Annotated in this window: 16 protein-coding genes; 7 read left to right on the forward strand and 9 right to left on the reverse strand. The window is 71.4% G+C overall.

What is annotated here, in order from left to right; all coding sequences use genetic code 11:
• Positions 1-123: 123 nt before the first annotated feature.
• A complete protein-coding gene (locus ACOJUF_RS03510) occupies positions 124-1,419 on the reverse strand; it encodes an adenylosuccinate synthase (RefSeq protein WP_420120479.1) in 1,296 nt (431 codons plus the stop codon).
• 108 nt (positions 1,420-1,527) lie between these two features.
• Between ACOJUF_RS03510 and ACOJUF_RS03515 the strand changes: the two genes are divergently transcribed.
• The 3 genes from ACOJUF_RS03515 to ACOJUF_RS03525 are packed head-to-tail and all read left to right on the forward strand — an operon-like array spanning position 1,528 to position 3,888.
• Complete coding sequence (locus tag ACOJUF_RS03515; RefSeq protein ID WP_420120480.1) at positions 1,528-2,223, forward strand: hypothetical protein; 696 nt, start codon at positions 1,528-1,530, stop codon at positions 2,221-2,223.
• Positions 2,224-2,248: 25 nt separating this feature from the next.
• Positions 2,249-3,466 carry a pyridoxal phosphate-dependent aminotransferase gene (locus ACOJUF_RS03520; RefSeq protein WP_420120481.1) on the forward strand — a complete coding sequence of 406 codons (1,218 nt, stop codon included), beginning with the start codon at positions 2,249-2,251 and terminating at the stop codon, positions 3,464-3,466.
• 14 nt (positions 3,467-3,480) lie between these two features.
• Positions 3,481-3,888, forward strand: coding sequence for a VOC family protein (locus ACOJUF_RS03525; protein WP_420120482.1), 408 nt, complete (start codon positions 3,481-3,483; stop codon positions 3,886-3,888).
• A gap of 164 nt (positions 3,889-4,052) precedes the next feature.
• Here the strand turns inward: ACOJUF_RS03525 and ACOJUF_RS03530 are convergent, their stop codons facing one another.
• From ACOJUF_RS03530 to ACOJUF_RS03540, 3 genes are read right to left on the reverse strand one after another with little or no spacing between them, the layout of a single operon-like run.
• Complete coding sequence (locus ACOJUF_RS03530; protein ID WP_420120483.1) at positions 4,053-4,460, reverse strand: DUF3151 domain-containing protein; 408 nt, start codon at positions 4,458-4,460, stop codon at positions 4,053-4,055.
• Between the two features lie 41 nt (positions 4,461-4,501).
• Entirely contained in the window at positions 4,502-4,786 is a 285-nt protein-coding gene (locus ACOJUF_RS03535) for a WXG100 family type VII secretion target (protein WP_420120484.1), read from the reverse strand.
• On the reverse strand, positions 4,786-5,085 hold the full coding sequence (locus tag ACOJUF_RS03540) for a WXG100 family type VII secretion target (RefSeq protein WP_420120485.1): 300 nt from the start codon (positions 5,083-5,085) through the stop codon (positions 4,786-4,788). Before ACOJUF_RS03540 ends, ACOJUF_RS03535 begins: the two co-directional genes overlap by 1 nt.
• Positions 5,086-5,392: 307 nt before the next feature.
• Here ACOJUF_RS03540 and ACOJUF_RS03545 point away from each other — a divergent pair, with 307 nt between their 5' ends.
• Complete coding sequence (locus ACOJUF_RS03545; protein ID WP_420120486.1) at positions 5,393-6,331, forward strand: NAD(P)H-binding protein; 939 nt, start codon at positions 5,393-5,395, stop codon at positions 6,329-6,331.
• A gap of 47 nt (positions 6,332-6,378) precedes the next feature.
• A complete protein-coding gene (locus tag ACOJUF_RS03550; RefSeq protein ID WP_420120494.1) occupies positions 6,379-7,098 on the forward strand; it encodes a type II CAAX prenyl endopeptidase Rce1 family protein in 720 nt (239 codons plus the stop codon).
• A 497-nt stretch (positions 7,099-7,595) separates the two neighbouring features.
• Here ACOJUF_RS03550 and ACOJUF_RS03555 read toward each other — a convergent pair whose 3' ends face one another.
• Positions 7,596-8,561, reverse strand: a complete 966-nt coding sequence (locus ACOJUF_RS03555) for a peptidoglycan-binding protein (protein ID WP_420120487.1) — start codon at positions 8,559-8,561, stop codon at positions 7,596-7,598.
• 640 nt (positions 8,562-9,201) lie between these two features.
• Here ACOJUF_RS03555 and ACOJUF_RS03560 point away from each other — a divergent pair.
• The gene (locus tag ACOJUF_RS03560; protein WP_420120488.1) at positions 9,202-10,338 is read left to right on the forward strand and encodes a DMT family transporter; all 1,137 of its coding nucleotides are present in this window, start codon (positions 9,202-9,204) and stop codon (positions 10,336-10,338) included.
• Between the two features lie 2 nt (positions 10,339-10,340).
• Here the strand turns inward: ACOJUF_RS03560 and fbaA are convergent, their stop codons facing one another.
• A complete protein-coding gene (gene fbaA, locus ACOJUF_RS03565; protein WP_420120489.1) occupies positions 10,341-11,375 on the reverse strand; it encodes a class II fructose-bisphosphate aldolase in 1,035 nt (344 codons plus the stop codon).
• Between the two features lie 392 nt (positions 11,376-11,767).
• Between fbaA and ACOJUF_RS03570 the strand changes: the two genes are divergently transcribed.
• A complete protein-coding gene (locus tag ACOJUF_RS03570; RefSeq protein WP_420120490.1) occupies positions 11,768-12,688 on the forward strand; it encodes a hypothetical protein in 921 nt (306 codons plus the stop codon).
• Between the two features lie 28 nt (positions 12,689-12,716).
• Here ACOJUF_RS03570 and ACOJUF_RS03575 read toward each other — a convergent pair whose 3' ends face one another.
• The 3 genes from ACOJUF_RS03575 to ACOJUF_RS03585 all read right to left on the reverse strand — a co-directional run bounded on the left by ACOJUF_RS03575 (position 12,717) and on the right by ACOJUF_RS03585 (position 15,838).
• A complete protein-coding gene (locus ACOJUF_RS03575; protein WP_420120491.1) occupies positions 12,717-13,724 on the reverse strand; it encodes a LacI family DNA-binding transcriptional regulator in 1,008 nt (335 codons plus the stop codon).
• A 67-nt stretch (positions 13,725-13,791) separates the two neighbouring features.
• On the reverse strand, positions 13,792-14,733 hold the full coding sequence (locus tag ACOJUF_RS03580; protein ID WP_420120492.1) for a carbohydrate ABC transporter permease: 942 nt from the start codon (positions 14,731-14,733) through the stop codon (positions 13,792-13,794).
• 61 nt (positions 14,734-14,794) lie between these two features.
• Positions 14,795-15,838, reverse strand: coding sequence for a carbohydrate ABC transporter permease (locus ACOJUF_RS03585; protein WP_420120493.1), 1,044 nt, complete (start codon positions 15,836-15,838; stop codon positions 14,795-14,797).
• Between the last annotated feature and the right edge of the window lie 85 nt (positions 15,839-15,923).

The raw sequence follows: 15,923 nt of genomic DNA on the forward strand, positions 1-15,923 counted from the left end.
CCCCGATTTGCAACTTGGGACGCGGCCCGTTGGGGCGCCGCAACACCGCCACTCTTCCCATGATCAACACCAAGCCGGGCGTGAGACCCCGAGGGTTCGGTGCGGGGGCGGGCCGGCCCCGGGTCAGCCGGTGCCGAGGACGTCGTGCAGGACGATCGTCTGGTCCCGGCCGGGGCCGACGCCGATCGAGGAGATGCGCGAGCCGGACAGCTCTTCCAGCCGGCGCACGTAGGCCTGCGCGTTCGGCGGGAGCTGTTCGAACGTGCGGCACGACGAGATGTCCTCGAACCAGCCGGGCATCGTCTCGTAGATCGGCTTGGCGTGGTGGAAGCCGGACTGGGTGGGCGGCATCTCGTCGCACCGCGTGCCGTCGACGTCGTAGGCGACGCAGATCGGCACCCGCTCCAGCGAGGACAGCACGTCCAACTTGGTCAGGAAGAAGTCGGTGATGCCGTTGACCCGGGAGGCGTACCGGGCGATGACGGCGTCGAACCAGCCGCACCGGCGCAGCCGTCCGGTCGTCACCCCGACCTCGCCGCCGGTCTTGCGGAGGTACTCGCCCCACTCGTCGTGCAGCTCGGTCGGGAACGGGCCAGAGCCGACGCGGGTCGTGTAGGCCTTGAGGATGCCCAGCACGGCGGTGATCGACGTCGGGCCGATACCGGCGCCGACCGCGGCGCCGCCGGCCGTCGGGTTGGACGAGGTGACGTACGGGTAGGTGCCGTGGTCGACGTCCAGCAGGGTGCCCTGCGATCCCTCGAGCAGCACGTGCTCGCCGCGCGCGATGGCGTTGCCCAGCTCCAGCCGGGTGTCGGCGATGCGGTGCTTGAACCCCTCGGCCTGCTCGAGCACCTCGTCGGCGATGCGGTCCGGGTCCAGCGCCTTGCGGTTGTAGATCTTGACCAGGATCTGGTTCTTGATGTCCAGGGCGGCCTCGATCTTCTGCCGCAGGATCGAGGGGTCGAGCAGGTCCTGCACCCGCACCCCGAGCCGGGCGACCTTGTCGCCGTAGGCCGGTCCGATGCCACGGCCGGTCGTGCCGATCTTGGCCTTGCCCAGGTACCGCTCGGCGACCTTATCGATGGCCACGTGGTAGGGCATGATCAGGTGCGCGTCGGTCGAGATCAGCAGGCGGCTGGTGTCCACGCCCCGCGCGTCCAGGCCGCCGAGCTCGGTCAGCAGCACACCCGGGTCGATGACGACGCCGTTGCCGATCACGTTGGTCACGCCCGGCGTCAGGATCCCGGACGGGATCAGGTGCAGGGCGAAGGACTGACCGTCCGGCAGGACCACGGTGTGCCCGGCGTTGTTGCCCCCCTGGTAGCGGACGACCCACTGCACCCGCTCGCCGTAGAGGTCGGTGGCCTTCCCCTTGCCCTCGTCGCCCCATTGGGCGCCGATGAGCACCATCACCGTCATGGCACACTCCCATCCGTCGACGGCATGCCACCCGACGCGGGCGAAGGCCCGGCGGGCGACTCGAACCGGACGGTCCTGCCGCGATGCGCCAGAGGGAAAGGGTAAACGGTGAGCGAACCGCGTGCGCTCACCCTGCTGTGGTGCGGCGACGATTCCGCCGGTTCCGGGCCCGCCGGGCGGTTCGAGCAGATCCGGGCGGCCGCCGGGGCCGCGGCGGTGCGGCCGGTCGGTCCCCGGCCCGGCAAGGAGATCGACCCGCTGCTGGACGGCCGGGTGCTGGTCGTCGGCACCGACGCCGACCTGGCCGCGGTCGCCCTGCGGCTGCTGCGGCGGGACCGGCTCGCCGCGGTCGAGCTGGCCTACGCGACGGCGGATCCGACCCCCGTCACCCGGCTGCACGGCCTGCCGACGGGCGCGCCCGCGGTGGAGCTGGCCCGGTCGGGCACCGCGCGACCGGTCACCCTGGTCCGGGACGACGTCGGCGGCGTCCTGGTCGGCGCCGGGGAACTCGGCCCGATCTCCACCGGCACGGTCTACGTCGACGAGCACCGGGTCCTGCGCGGGGCGGCCGAGCTCATCCGGGTGGTCCCCGACGCGGCGAAGGGGCTCACCGTCACCGTGCTGCAGCGCCGGGTCGCCGGGGTCTTCGGCCCCCGTCCCCGCACCACCGCCGGGCGGGCCGTGCAGCTGGGCATGGCCCCGACGACGGTCCGGTCGGACGGCCGCGAGTACCCGCGGCCGATGGACCGGTGGACGTTCTACAAGCACACGGCGCCACTTCAACTGGTCTGCCCGGCGCGCTGACTGGCCCTGGTGGCACCCTTACACCATGCGCCTCGTCACCCAGAGCCTGAAGCTGCGCGGAGTCCGCTACGACGTCCGGGGACCGATCCTGGAGGAGGCCGAGCGGCTCGAGGCCCAGGGGCACAAGATCCTCAAGCTGAACATCGGGAACACCGCCCCGTTCGGCTTCGACGCGCCCGACGCGATCCTGGCCGACATGATCCACAACCTGCCCGAGTCGCAGGGCTACAGCGACTCCCGCGGGATCTACTCCGCCCGCACCGCGGTCGCGCAGTACTACCAGTCGCACGGCCTGCGGCAGATCGACGTCGACGACATCTACATCGGCAACGGTGTCTCCGAGCTGATCTCGATGGTGCTGACGACGTTCATCGACGAGGGCAACGAGGTGCTGGTGCCCGCACCGGACTACCCGCTGTGGACCGGTGCGGTGACCCTGGCCGGCGGCACCGCCGTGCACTACCGGTGCGACGAGGCGAACGGTTGGATCCCGGACCTGGCCGACATCGAGGCCAAGATCACCGACAACACGTTCGCCATCGTGCTGATCAACCCGAACAATCCGACGGGGGCGGTCTACAGCGCCGACGTGGTGCGGGGCCTGGTCGACATCGCCCGCAAGCACGATCTGGTCGTCATGGCCGACGAGATCTACGAGAAGATCATCTTCGACGACCACGTGCACCACCACGCCGCGACGTTCGCCGGCGACGACGTGCTGTGCCTGACGTTCAGCGGGCTGTCCAAGGCCTACCGGGTGTGCGGGTACCGGGCCGGCTGGGTGGCGGTGTCCGGGCCGAAGCACCTGGCGACCGACTTCCTCGAGGGCCTGACCCTGCTGGCCAACATGCGGATGTGTGCGAACGTGCCCGGGCAGCACGCCATCCAGACGGCGCTGGGCGGTTACCAGTCGGTCGGCGAGCTGATCGTGCCCGGCGGCCGGTTCTACGAACAGAGCAAGCTCGCGTGGAACCTGCTCAACAAGATCCCCGGCGTGACCTGCACCGAGCCGCAGGGCGCGTTGTACTGCTTCCCGCGCCTGGACCCCGAGGTCTACCCGATCGCCGACGACCAGGAGTTCGTCATCGACCTGCTCCGGGCGAAGAAGATCCTCGTCACCCACGGCACCGGCTTCAACTGGTTCGAGCCGGACCACTTCCGGCTGGTCACGCTGCCCGCGGTGGACATCCTCGAGGAAGCGATCGGCCGCATCGCCTCCTACCTGGAATCGCTACGCGAGTAGTGACCGGGCCTCGGGTGTCGCTCCTCGCGCTGACCGTCGACGGTCCGGACGAGAACGAGTTGGCCGCCTTCTACGCGGCCCTCACCGGGTCGACCGTCGAGCGTGTCGGGCCCGACGGGTCCACGCGCTCAGTCCGGTTCGGCCCGCTCCGGCTGCTCTTCCGCCAGGTCGACGACCACCGGCGGCCGACCTGGCCAGGCGGGGCCGTCCCCCCGCAGATGCACCTGGAGATCGAGGTCGACGACCTCGACGGCACCTGCGCCCGGCTGCTGAGCTGCGGGGCGACGCGGCCGGATGTCCAGCCGCACGCCGACGACGGCCTGCTGGTGCTGCTCGACCCGGCCGGTCACCCTTTCTGCATCGCCACCGCTGAGCCAACCGCCGACGACCCGACGGCCGCCGGCGCGGATCGGGCCCCATAGGCGCGACCACACGCCAGGTCACCGTCGGGGACGGCCCCGCGGGCTCGGCCATCTCCGGTCGGCCGAGTGGGCGAGCGGGCGAGCGGGCGAGGCCACCTTTCCAGTCCCGGCGGGGTGTCCGGGAGGCCCTGCGGCGACCCGGCAGCCGGAGCGCCCGGAGAACCCTAGGGCAGCAGCTCGGCCGGGAGCTGCGGGTCGGCGTCGAGCAGGAACGCCTGGACCCGGGCGACCTCGTCCTTCTCCTCGAACAGCGCCGCGGCCTGACCCAGCGCGGACAGGGCGCGCAGGAAACCGCGGTTGGGCTCGTGCGACCACGGGATCGGACCGGCCCCCTTCCAGCCGTGGCGGCGGAGCAGGTCGAGCCCGCGGTGGTAGCCCACCCGCGCGTAGGCGTAGGCGGCCACGTCGTCCCCGCGGTCCAGCGCGGCCTCCGCCAGCACCGCCCAGGCCAGTGAGGACGTGGGGTGCTGCCGTGCGACGTCGCCCGCCGGCTCGCCGGCGGCCAGCAGGGCGGCCGCCGGATCGACCGGCAGGGCGACCGGAGGCGGTCCCAACAGATTTCCGGAAGTCATGCGCCGATCCTGCCATCGGGTCGCGACCGGCCGGGCGAGGGTCAGCCGAACTGGGCGGCCATGGTCGCGTCCACCGTGCGGTACTGCTCGCCGGCCCGACCCACCAGGCCCGCCAGACCCTGGAGCACGGCCTGCCGGTCCTGCGCGGCGGCATCCCAGCGGGCCTTCAGGGCGCGGTAACCGGTCAGGGTCTGCGCGTCCATGTCGGCAGTGGCCGCGATCCGGGCGTCGAGCTCGGCCAGATGGCCCTCGATCCGGTTCCAGCTGGCGACCAGCCCCTCCTGCCCGTCGGCCAGCGCCGCGTAGTCGACCGCGATGGACGTCATCAGATCGCCGCCGGGATCGACTGGGCCAGCGCCGTCTCGGCCTCGCCGAAGCGCGCGGCGGACGCGGTCAGCGCCGACCCCTGACCGACGAGCGCCTCCTTCAGTGCGGTCGCCTCGGCCAGGTGTTGCTCCATCGCGGCGACGAACCGTGGCGCGGCGTCGGTCGATCGCCACCCCGCCCGGATCCGGTCCAACTGCTCGCGCACCGACGCGATCTCCCTGGTCAACGCCCCGGCCACCTCGGTGGCCGCGTCCCCGGCCCCGGCGATCCGCTGGGTGTCGATCGTCAATCCCGCCATGGGATCCACCTTCCTGTTCGGACCGGCCGCGGCGGCCGGTCCCGTCGATCCTGACCGGATACGCGGGACGGCCGGCGGCGTCGGCGCCGAATGTGGACGGAATTCGGACATGTGGACAACCGGCCGGTCGGCGGTTCCCGACCCGGTTCAGTGTCACCATGGACGGGTACCGTCCGGTTCGAGTCCCTGCGGCAGCGCCGGGGACACCGGCGCTCACGCACCGAGCCAGGACCGAGACGAACAGGGGGTGGATCATGGCGCACCGTCGCCGTCATCCGACACCAGTACTTGCACCGGTAGTCGCAGCATGAACGCCACCGTCCTGGTCACCGGCGCGTCCGGCTTCGTCGGATCGCACCTGGTCCCGGTGCTGGTCGAGCGCGGCGACCGGGTCCGGGCGAGGCCCCTGCACCCCGACACCTACGAGGGCGCGGGCGAACCGGTCTACGGCGACGTCGCCGACGTCGACAGCCTGCGGGCCGCCCTGGACGGCGCCCAGGCCGCGTACTACTTCGTGCACTCGCTGGCCGATGACGACTTCGAACAGCGCGACGCCGAGGCGGCGACCACGTTCGGGCACGTGGCGGCGGACGCCGGCGTCGAGCAGATCATCTACCTCGGCGGCCTGGGCGACGTCGACGACCACCTGTCCCCCCACCTGCAGTCACGGCGCGACGTCGAGCAGCTGCTGGGTCTGGGCGGGGTCCCGGTGACGGTGCTGCGGGCGGCCGTCGTCATCGGTCACAAGGGCATCTCATGGGAGATCACCCGGCAGCTGGTCGACCACCTGCCGGCGATGGTGACACCCAAGTGGGTCAGCACCCGGACCCAGCCGATCGCGTTGCGCGACGTCATCCGGTACCTGGCCGGCGTGCTGGGCGAGCCGGACGCCCTGGGCAAGGTGTTCGAGGTCGGCGGTCCCGAGGTGCTCAGCTACAAGGACATGATGCGGCGGGCGGCGAAGATCCAGAATCACCGGTCGCCGCCGATCCTGCCGGTGCCGCTGCTCACCCCTCGGCTGTCGTCCATGTGGCTCTCCCTGATCACCGACGTCGACCAGGCCACGGCGCGCAATCTCATCGACTCGATGAACAACGAGGTGATCGTGCGGGACGACGCGATCCGCCGGCTGCTGCCCGGCGAGCTGACCGGCTACGACGAGGCGGTCCGCCTGGCCCTGGAGGATCGGGCGGACGACCCGTCGATCCGCGAATCGGAACGATCGCCGGGCGCCGCACGGTCGTGAGCGCGAGCGATCCCGGAGCGCCGGAACCGCAGGCCCGCCGCCGGCGGCTGCGCGCGTGGACGGACCGGGCGGGCCGCCTGGTCCGTCCGGCCCTCGTCGACCGGGTCGAACGCGACCATCGCCAGCCCGACCACGAGTTCCGCCGGCGCCGCATCGTGGTCGCCATCACCCTGGTGGTCGGCGCGACCCTGCTCGGGGTGTCGCTGAACGTCCCTCCGGACAGCGCCGCGTTCTACCCGTTGACCTTCGCGCTCGCCGCCACCTGGGTGATCGGCGGGTTCGCCTCCGGCCCGCTGCACCTCGGGCGCATCCGGTTCCGGGGCGAGCTGCGCCGGCCGGTGATCACCCCGATCTTGCTCGGCCTGGCCGCTGCCGCCGTGTTCATCGTCGGCGCGGTCGTGGTCCGCGAGATCGAGCCGTTGCGCGAGACGACGGAGAACGTGCTCGCGTTCGCCCGGTACGGCTCCCTGCCCCTGATCGCCCTGATCACGCTGGTGAACGGCATCGCCGAGGAGATCTTCTTCCGCGGAGCCCTGTTCGCGGCGATCGGCACCTGGCATCCGGTCGCGATCTCGACCGTGGTCTACGCGTTGACCACGGTGGCCACCGGCAACGTCATGCTGGTCTTCGCGGCGGTGCTGCTCGGCCTGCTGCTGGGCCTGCAGCGGCGCGCGAGCGGCGGCATCCTCGGTCCGATCCTGACCCATTGCACCTGGTCACTGACCATGCTGCTGGTGCTGCCGCCGGTCTTCGCGGCCGCCGGCTGACCCTGGCCGGGTGTCCCGGCCTACCTGCCGGCCCCGGCCCACCTGCCGGCCCCGGCCCGCCCGCTGACCCTGGCCGGCCGCCCGGGCCACCGTCCGCCCTGGCCCGCGCCGCCGCCCCGTTGCCGGCCGGCCCGGACGCAGAGAGGCCCGGGGCGGCGTGCCCCGGGCCTCTCTCAGCGCCACGTGCGCGAGCTTCGCGCGAGGCGGGTGTCGGCGGAAGGCATTCCGATGCCCTACCGACAACGCTGTCATCATCTCTCCGGCCGCGGGAATAAGGCCAGCCACTTTGACAAAGTGTTATTCGGGGTGCCCCGAACGAGGCCGGTCGTCCGGATGTCCCCCGCTCGGAGCCCGCGGAAAGCGACGACCCGACCGGCCGATGCGAAAGCATCGATCCGGTCGGGTCGCCCGATGGTGCGTCACGGCGCCGCACGGCCACCGATCGGTCACCGTCGCGCCGCCGACGGGCGACGGGACGGTGACCGTTCAGGGACCGATCAGTTGCCCTCCCAGGCCGCCTTCCAGGTCTTCGGACCCAGAATGCCGGACGGGTTGATGCCGTTGCGGTTCTGCAGCTCCACCACCGCGGCCTTGGTCGCCGGGCCGTAGTAGCCCGTGCCGGTCAATCCGAAGCCCCGGCTGCCCAGCTGCTTCTGGAAGCACTGGAGCTCGGGTGCGGTGTCGCCCTGGACGAAGGTCTTGCCCGGCCATTCCGGTGCCGTCGCCTGTCCCACACCGCACGACTCGCCGGTCTGGGGCTGGTAGCCCGATCCGGTCGCGGGAGCGGGCGCCGGGGCGGGCGCCGGGGAATCCCAGGCCGCCGCCCAGGTCTTCGGGCCGATGTAGCCGACGACGTTCAACCCGGCCTTGGCCTGCAGGTCGAGCACGGCGGCCTTGGTCTTCGGCCCGAAGTAGCCGGTGCCGACCAGGTCGTACCCGCGGGTGCCCATCTGCTTCTGCCAGGCCTTGAGGTCGTCGGAGTAGTCGCCCTCGAAGAACTGCCGGCCCGGGTAGGCCGGCACCGACGAGCCGGACGAGCCCGACGAGCCCGAGCCCGACGAACCCTCGCTGGCCCCGCTGCCCGCGTTCTGGTTGCCGGGCTGCGGGGGCGCCACGCCCGACCGGGCGTCACCGTCCTCGGACAACCCGACCAGGTACGCGCAGACCCACGGACTCCAGCCGCGATTGCGGTAGAGCAGCAGCGCCCGGTAGTCCTGTTCGGACGGCGACGCCTGGTCCGGTCGGCCTTCCCCGCCGACCGAACGCCACGTCGAGAGGTCGAACTGGTACGCCCCGTAGTAGCCGTTGCCCGTGTTGATGTCGTACCGGTTGCTGGACTCGCACATCCGCAGCTGATACCAGTCGTCCGCGGACGGGTCGGCCGCAGCCGGCCCGGCGAAAGCGACGACCGCCGAGGTGGCGACCGTCGCGATGATGGCCCCGAGGGCCAGCGAACGCCGCACTAGGCGCCCTTTCCTGGTCGCGTCGCCCGCCGGGCCCGCCTCACGGCGCGCCGAAATCGCCGATCGGCGGGCGCCCGCACGCGGGCACGCGACATCGGCGATCGATGACGACGTCCCTTCCCCTTGCTCAACGCCGTCACGCGAATTGCGCCTCGCTCGACCATTTCTCGTGCTCGCCGGATCGAGAACGGCCCAGAGCGAGGAGCTGCGCCGTTATCGGACCGCGATCCGCGCGATCCTTCGCCTACCGTAGAGCACCAGTCACATGAGTCACAAGAGTCTCAGGCGGCCCTCCAATACCAGAAGCCATCACCGACCCCAAGAGGACACGCCCGAAAGTCGCCTGACCGGGCGATCCGACGGCCATCCGTCAGCCGCGCTACCGGATCCGGTGCAGAAATTCTTGCCCGTCCGCACGGGCCGGACCGGGCCCGGCCGTGCGAGCCTGGCGGGAGGGATCGGACGCATTCCCGCCCGGGCGGGACGGGCCGGACACCCACCGTCGGCCCCGGCTGCAGGCCCCGGCCCCGCCGGGCTCCAGCGGCTCCGGCGGCCGGGCGGCCCGCAGGCGGCGGGGCAACCCACCGGCCGGCCGGTCCGGGGTGGGTCGGTCGTTGGCACGAGGAAGGACGAACGAGGCATGACGCGACGGGGATGGCTGCTGTTCGCCGCGATGAGCGTGATCTGGGGCATCCCCTACCTGCTCATCAAGATCGCGGTGACCGATGTCGACCCGCTCGTCGTCGCCTTCGGCCGCACCCTCATCGGCGCGCTGCTGCTGCTGCCGATCGCGCTCTACCGCCGGGCTTTGGTCCCGGTGTTCCGGCGGTGGAAGGTACTGCTGCTCTATACGGTGGTCGAGATCAGCGGGCCGTGGCTGCTGCTCGGGCACGCCGAGACCCGGCTCAACAGCTCCACCGCCGGGCTGCTGCTGGCCGTGGTGCCGATGATCGCGGCGGTCATCCTGACCGCCATGGGACACGACCGGTTCGACGCCCGCCGCGTCGCCGGCCTGCTGGTCGGCTTCACCGGCGTGGCGTTCCTGGTCGGGCTGGACATCCACTTCGACGACCTGATCGCGGTCGGCACGATGATGCTGGTGGCCGTCGGGTACGCGGTCGGGCCGATCATCATCAACCGCCGGCTGTCCGACCTGCCGCCGATCGGCGTCGTCACCGCGTCCCTGATCGTCGCCGCGGTGCTCTACGCGCCGTTCACCGCGCTGGTGGGTCCGGTGCAGCTGACGGCCGACGCGGCCTGGTCGATCGCGGGCCTCGGGGTGGTGTGCACGGCCGTGGCCTTCCTCGGTTTCTTCGCCCTGATCGCCGAGGCCGGCCCGGCCCGGGCCACGGTGATCACCTACATCAACCCGGCCGTCGCCATCACGCTCGGCGTGCTGCTGCTCGGCGAGCCGTTCACCGCCGGCATGGCCATCGGCTTCCCCCTGGTCATCGTGGGGTCGGTGCTGGCCACTGCGCGGGTGCGGCGCGGGGACGGGTCGGCGCCGGTCGTCGTCGCCGGCGAACCGGCACCCGCCCCGCCGGACGTTCCGCGGGTGGAGCAGACCGCCGCGGACCCCGTCGTTCCGCCCGGTCCGGCCCGGCCGGCGGGCCCGCCGGCGACCCGGCCGGATCCCCTCCGGTCCCCCGGAGCAGCGCCCGCCCCAGCACCCCGGACAGCGGCCGCCCCGGCACCCCGGACCGCACCCCGAACAGCACCCCGAACAGCACGGAGCGGGCCCGCCGTGGCCGGCGAGCCCGCTCCGCGGGAGTCCTGAGCTCAGGCGCCGAGGGACTTCCCGGCCGAACCCAGCTGCTCGCACGCCTCGACGATCCGGTCGGCCATGCCGACCTCGGCGAGCTTGTTGTACACGCGCGGGTCGTAGGCCTTCTTGTTGCCGACCTCGCCGTCCACCTTCAGCACGCCGTCGTAGTTGGTGAACATGTGCCCGACGATCGGCCGGGTGAAGGCGTACTGGGTGTCGGTGTCGATGTTCATCTTGACCACGCCGTAGGAGACGGCCTCGGCGATCTCCTCGGCCGACGAGCCCGATCCGCCGTGGAAGACCAGCGAGAACGGCTTGGCGCCGGCGGCCAGACCCAGCTTCTCGACCAGCGCGTCCTGGCCGTCGCGCAGCACCTTCGGCCGCAGCTTGACGCCGCCGGGCTTGTAGACGCCGTGCACGTTGCCGAAGGTCGCGGCGACGATGTAGGAGTTGTCGACCGGGGCGCCGAGCGCGTCGAGCGTCTTGAGGAAGTCCTCGGGCGAGGTGTACAGCTTGTCGTTGATCTCGGCGACGACACCGTCCTCCTCGCCACCGACGACGCCGACCTCGATCTCCAGGATGATGTTCGCGGCCCTGGTCAGCTCGAGCAGCTCGGCGGCGATCTTCAGGTTCTCGTCCAGCGGCACGGCCGAGCCGTCCCACATGTGCGACTGGAAGATCGGCAGGCCGCCGGCCTTGACCCGCTCGGTCGAGGCGGCAATCAGCGGCTTGACGTAGGTGTCGAGCTTGTCCTTTGGGCAGTGGTCGGTGTGCAGCGCGACGGTGATGTCGTACTTGTCGGCGACGACCTTGGTGAACTCGGCCAGGGCCAGGGCGCCGGTGACCATGTCCTTGACCTTGGTGCCCGACGCGTGCTCGGCACCGCCGGTGGACGCCTGGATGATGCCGTCGCTGCCGGCCTCGGCGAAACCGCGGAGCGCGGCGTTGATCGACGTGGACGAGGTGACGTTGATCGCCGGGTAGGCGAAGCCTCCCTCCTTGGCGCGTTCCAGCATCGCCGAGTAGGTCTCGGGAGTTGCGAGGGGCATGTTCTGGTCCTTCCACTTGCTGCGGTGACCGAGCGGGTCGGCTCGGGTGTGGTCCGGCGCCGGTCGGCGCACCTGACATTTCCGTCCTGGTCCGCGGCTCAGTATTCCGCATGCCGTCCGATTGCGGGGGTCGAGGTCACGGCCCCGGGATGAGCCTGCGACGGCGCCGGGCGGGCCGCCAGAGTCGTTCGACTCCCCTGGACGGCCCGGCCGTCCCGGTCGGTCCCGGTCGGTCGGCGGCGCGCTCCCCGGGCGCTCCGGCCGGATGGCGATGCCACCGGGCCGGCGGGTGACCCGGGGTCCGGGCCGGTGGCCGGCCCGGGGTACCCGTCCGCGGTCACGGGCGGGTCGCGACCGGGCACCGGACGGCCCCGCGGGCGTACCGTGACGGCATGGACCGGCGACTGGCCGGCGCGCTCCTGGTGCTGCTCACCGTCGTGGGGGCCACCGTCCTGTCGTCGGTGGCCGGACGTGGGCTGGCCGGAACCCCGGTCGCCGCCCCGCTGCCGGACCCTCCCGCGGTCGGCGACTGCCTCCTGGGGCCGACGGTCGGGACCGCGGCCGCCACCGGTCCCGCCGCGATCGCGGACGGCCGGCCCGAGCCGCCCACGTTCGGTCCTTGCGACCCGGCCGGCATCGATCCGGTCGCCGGACCCGTCGGGGAGGTCGTGGCCGTGCGCCCGATGACGGGACCGGACCGCACCGCCGGACCGGCGGAGGCGGGATGCCGGCCCGCCGCACTGGCCTACGCCGGCCTGCGGCCGCGCGGTGACACCTTCGCCGTACCGGGCTCGCCGGCCGACGACCCCATCCAGTGGCGATACTCGGTCGACGTGCAGACCACGTGGATCACTCAGCTGCCGGCCCATCCGGGGGCCGGCAGCTGGGCGGCCTGCATCGCCCGGCCGGGCGCGGCCGGGTCCGGGCCCGGCCGGCTGGCCGATGCCTTCGCCGGCGGCGCGCTGCCGGGCGGGTACGGCACCTGCTGGCAGTCCGCCGAACTCAGTGCCGCGGTGCAGGTGGTGGACTGCCGCGAACCGCACGTCGCGGAGTTGATCGCGTTGGGGCGGGCGATCGGAACCGGGCCCGTCGAACCCGATCTGGTCCGGCAGTCGTGCCTGGACCAGGCCGCGCTGGTGCTGCGCCGGGCGGATCCGACGGCGGGCGGGGCGCTGTCGATCCGGGTCGACCCGGAGCGGCCGCCCGGGGGGGGGGCCGCCCTGAGCCCCGCCTGTTTCGTCACCGCCGCCGACGGCCGGGTGCTGGTGGGCAGTCTGGTGGGCATCGGCGACGGCCCGCTGCCGTTCGGTTGACCGGCCGCCCGGCCCGCCGGGGCCGAACTCAGGACGCCGAGCGCTCCGGATGGCGCAGCGGTCCGGTCGAGCCGCGCCGGATCAGCTCGCACCCGACGGTGACCGCCGTCGGTGTGTGCTCCGGATCGCTGACCTGCTCCAGCAGCAGGCGGGCCGCGATCCGGCCCTGGTCGCGCACCGGCTGGCTGATGGTGGTCAGATCGAACAGGTAGGCGAAGTCGTGCCCGTCGACGCCGATCACCGACAGGTCCTCCGGGATCCGCAGGCCGTGCATCCGGGCCGCGTGCAACGCTCCGATCGCCACCTCGTCGCTGACCGCGAACACGGCACTGGGCCGGTCCCGGCCGGCGAACTGGGCCAGGCACCGGTGCATCGCCGCCTCGCCACCGTTGATGGAGAAGCCCGACGAGTAGACCAGCGCCGGATCGGGTTCGAGGCCGGCGGCCCGCAGCGTCATGTCCCAGCCGCGGTGCCGGTCGACGGCGACCGGGAAGCCCCGTGACTCCCCGGTCTCGTCGCCGAAGATGGCGATCCGGCGGTGGCCCAGATCGACCAGGTGCTGGGTCGCGCGCTGGCCGACGACGACGTTGTCGACCAGCACCGACGAGATGCCCTCGATGGCCGACCCCAGGGTGACGATCGGCACGCCGAACCCGCCCAGGTTGCCGACCGACCGCTGGGCCAGCGGAACGTTCAGGGCGAGCACACCGTCGACCCGTTTGCTCAGGGTCTGGGCGTCGACCTCGCCCTGCACCCCGAGCGGGTAGAGCATCAGGTCGTAGCCGTGCTCGGCGAGCACCTCCTGCGCCCCTTCGATGACCGCCGAGAAGAACCACCGGGAGACCCACGGCGCGATGACCGCGATCGTATTGGTCCGCCCGGTAGTCAGCGCCGTCGCCCACGGGGAGGGCGAGTAGCCGAGCGAGGAGGCCGCCCGTTCGACGGCCTCCCGCGTCTTCGCCGACACTCCGGGCAGCCCTCGCAGCGCACGGGAGACCGTGGCCGGAGAGAACCCGGAGAGCGCGGCGACTTCCATGATCCCGACAGGGGCAGCCCGCGGATCCGGCATGGTCAACGTTCCCTCGACTCGGTCCGCCCGCCGCTCAGCCCTTCACGCCGCCGGCCAGCAGGCCGCGGACGAAGAAGCGTTGCAGGGAGAGGAACACGACCAAGGGGACGATGATCGCGATGAACGCGCCGGCCGACAGGAGTTGCCAGTCCTGGCCGCGGGTGCCGGACAGGCCGGCGATGGCCGCGGTGACCGGGGTCAGGTTCGGGCTCGGTGCGAAGACCAGGGCGACGAGCAGGTCGTTCCAGACCCACAGGAACTGGAAGATGCCGAACGCGGCGATCGCCGGGACCAGCAGCGGCATGAGCACCACGAAGAAGATCTTCACGTGCCCGGCGCCGTCGACCCTGGCCGCCTCGATGATCGAGGACGGGATCTCCTTCATGAAGTTGTGCATGATGAAGATGGCCAGGGGCAGACCGAAGATCGTGTGGGCGATCCAGACCGGCCAGAACGAGTTCTGCAGTCCGGCGCTGACGAAGATGGTCTGCAGCGGGATCAGGGCGACCTGCAGCGGCACGATCTGCAGCGCGAAGACCGCGACGAACAGGAAGTCCCGGCCCGGGAAGTCGATCCACGCGAACGCGTAGGCCGCGAGCAGGGCCAGGGTGATCGGGATGATCACCGCCGGGAAGACGATCACGAACGAGTTCAGGAAGAACGGTCCGAGGCCGCCGCTGCCGCTGAACGCCTGCTTGTAGTTGTCGAACGTGATCCCGGGATTGGCGAAGAAGGTCCACCAGCCCGAGGTGTCGATGTCGGCCTTGGGGCGGAACGAGGTGACGAACAGGCCGAACGTCGGGATGGTCCACAGGATGGCCAGGACGATCGCGATGCCCGACGCCCACGGCGACGACAGCTTGGTCTTGGCGTCGGCCAGCCGCATCTGCTTCTTGAGCTGGCGCGAGCTGAGTTTTTCTTCAGGAGTGGCGTCGGTGCGGATCGGCAGCTCGACGGCCTCGCCGGACATGCTCATCGCACACCCTCCTCGATATCAACGGAACGATGGAGTGCCCATGACTGGCTCGAGAACTCGCTCATCGGGTCTCCTCCACGAGCCTCATCTGCCGGACGTTGTAGGCGATCACCGGGATGATGATGATGAACAGGATGACGGCCAGCGCCGCCCCCAGTCCCTTGCCTTCCTCACCCTGGCGGAACGACTGGGTGTAGAACTCGTTGGCCACGACCGAGGTGCCGAAGTTGCCACCGGTCATGGTGCGGACGATGTCGAAAGCCTTCAGGGTGGCCATCGCGATGGTGGTCAGCACGACCACGATCGCCGGGCGGATGGTCGGCACCGTGACCTTGGTGAACTGCTTCCAGCCGGTCGCGCCGTCCAGTTGCGCGGCCTCGATGATGTCGTCGGGCACGGCCTTGATGGCGGCCGAGAGCAGGGTCATGGCGAACCCGGCCTGGATCCAGATCATCACCACGATCAGGAAGAACGTGTTCCAGGGTTCGGTGATCAGGAACTGGTACGGGTCCAGCCCGATCCAGACGAGTATCTGGTTGGCCAGACCGATCTGCGGCACGCCGGCCTGCCGGTACTCGTACACGAACTTCCAGATGATCGAGGCGCCGACCATGGAGATCGCCATCGGCAGGAAGATCAGCGCCTTGGCCGCCTTCTCGAACCGGGTGCGGTCCACGATCACCGCATAGACCAGGCCGAAGAGGGTGGCCACGATCGGGACGAAGATGACCCAGATCGCGGTGTTGATCAGCACCTTCTGGAAGTTGGGGTCGGTGAAGACCTCCTTGTAGTTGTCCAGGCTGAAGCTGAGCTCGGTCGATCGTTGCCCGGTCGCCCGGTCGATGATCGGTTTGCCGTTGTCACCCAGGACGACCGAGCTGACCTGGAACGAGCGCCAGGCGGTCAGGGCCGCCGGGTAGAACAGGCCGACCACGAGCGCAATCGTCACCGGGCCCAGGAAGCCGGCCACGATGACCCACAACGGCACCTTCGGCCGGTCGATCAACCACAAGATGGCGCCCAGCACCACCACGAACAGCAGGATCGCGACCACCATCACCAACAGCTTGTCGGTGACGGACTCGGGCTTGAGGAACCAGTCCACGATGCACTCCCTTCTTTCCGGGATCGCGCCCGACCCAGGTGCGGGCCCCCCCGCGAGGGATCCCCACCGGCGGGCCGCCCCCCGG

The sequence above is a fragment of the Nakamurella sp. genome (assembly GCF_048594475.1).
In the GTDB taxonomy this organism is placed as follows: Bacteria; Actinomycetota; Actinomycetes; order Mycobacteriales; family Nakamurellaceae; genus Nakamurella.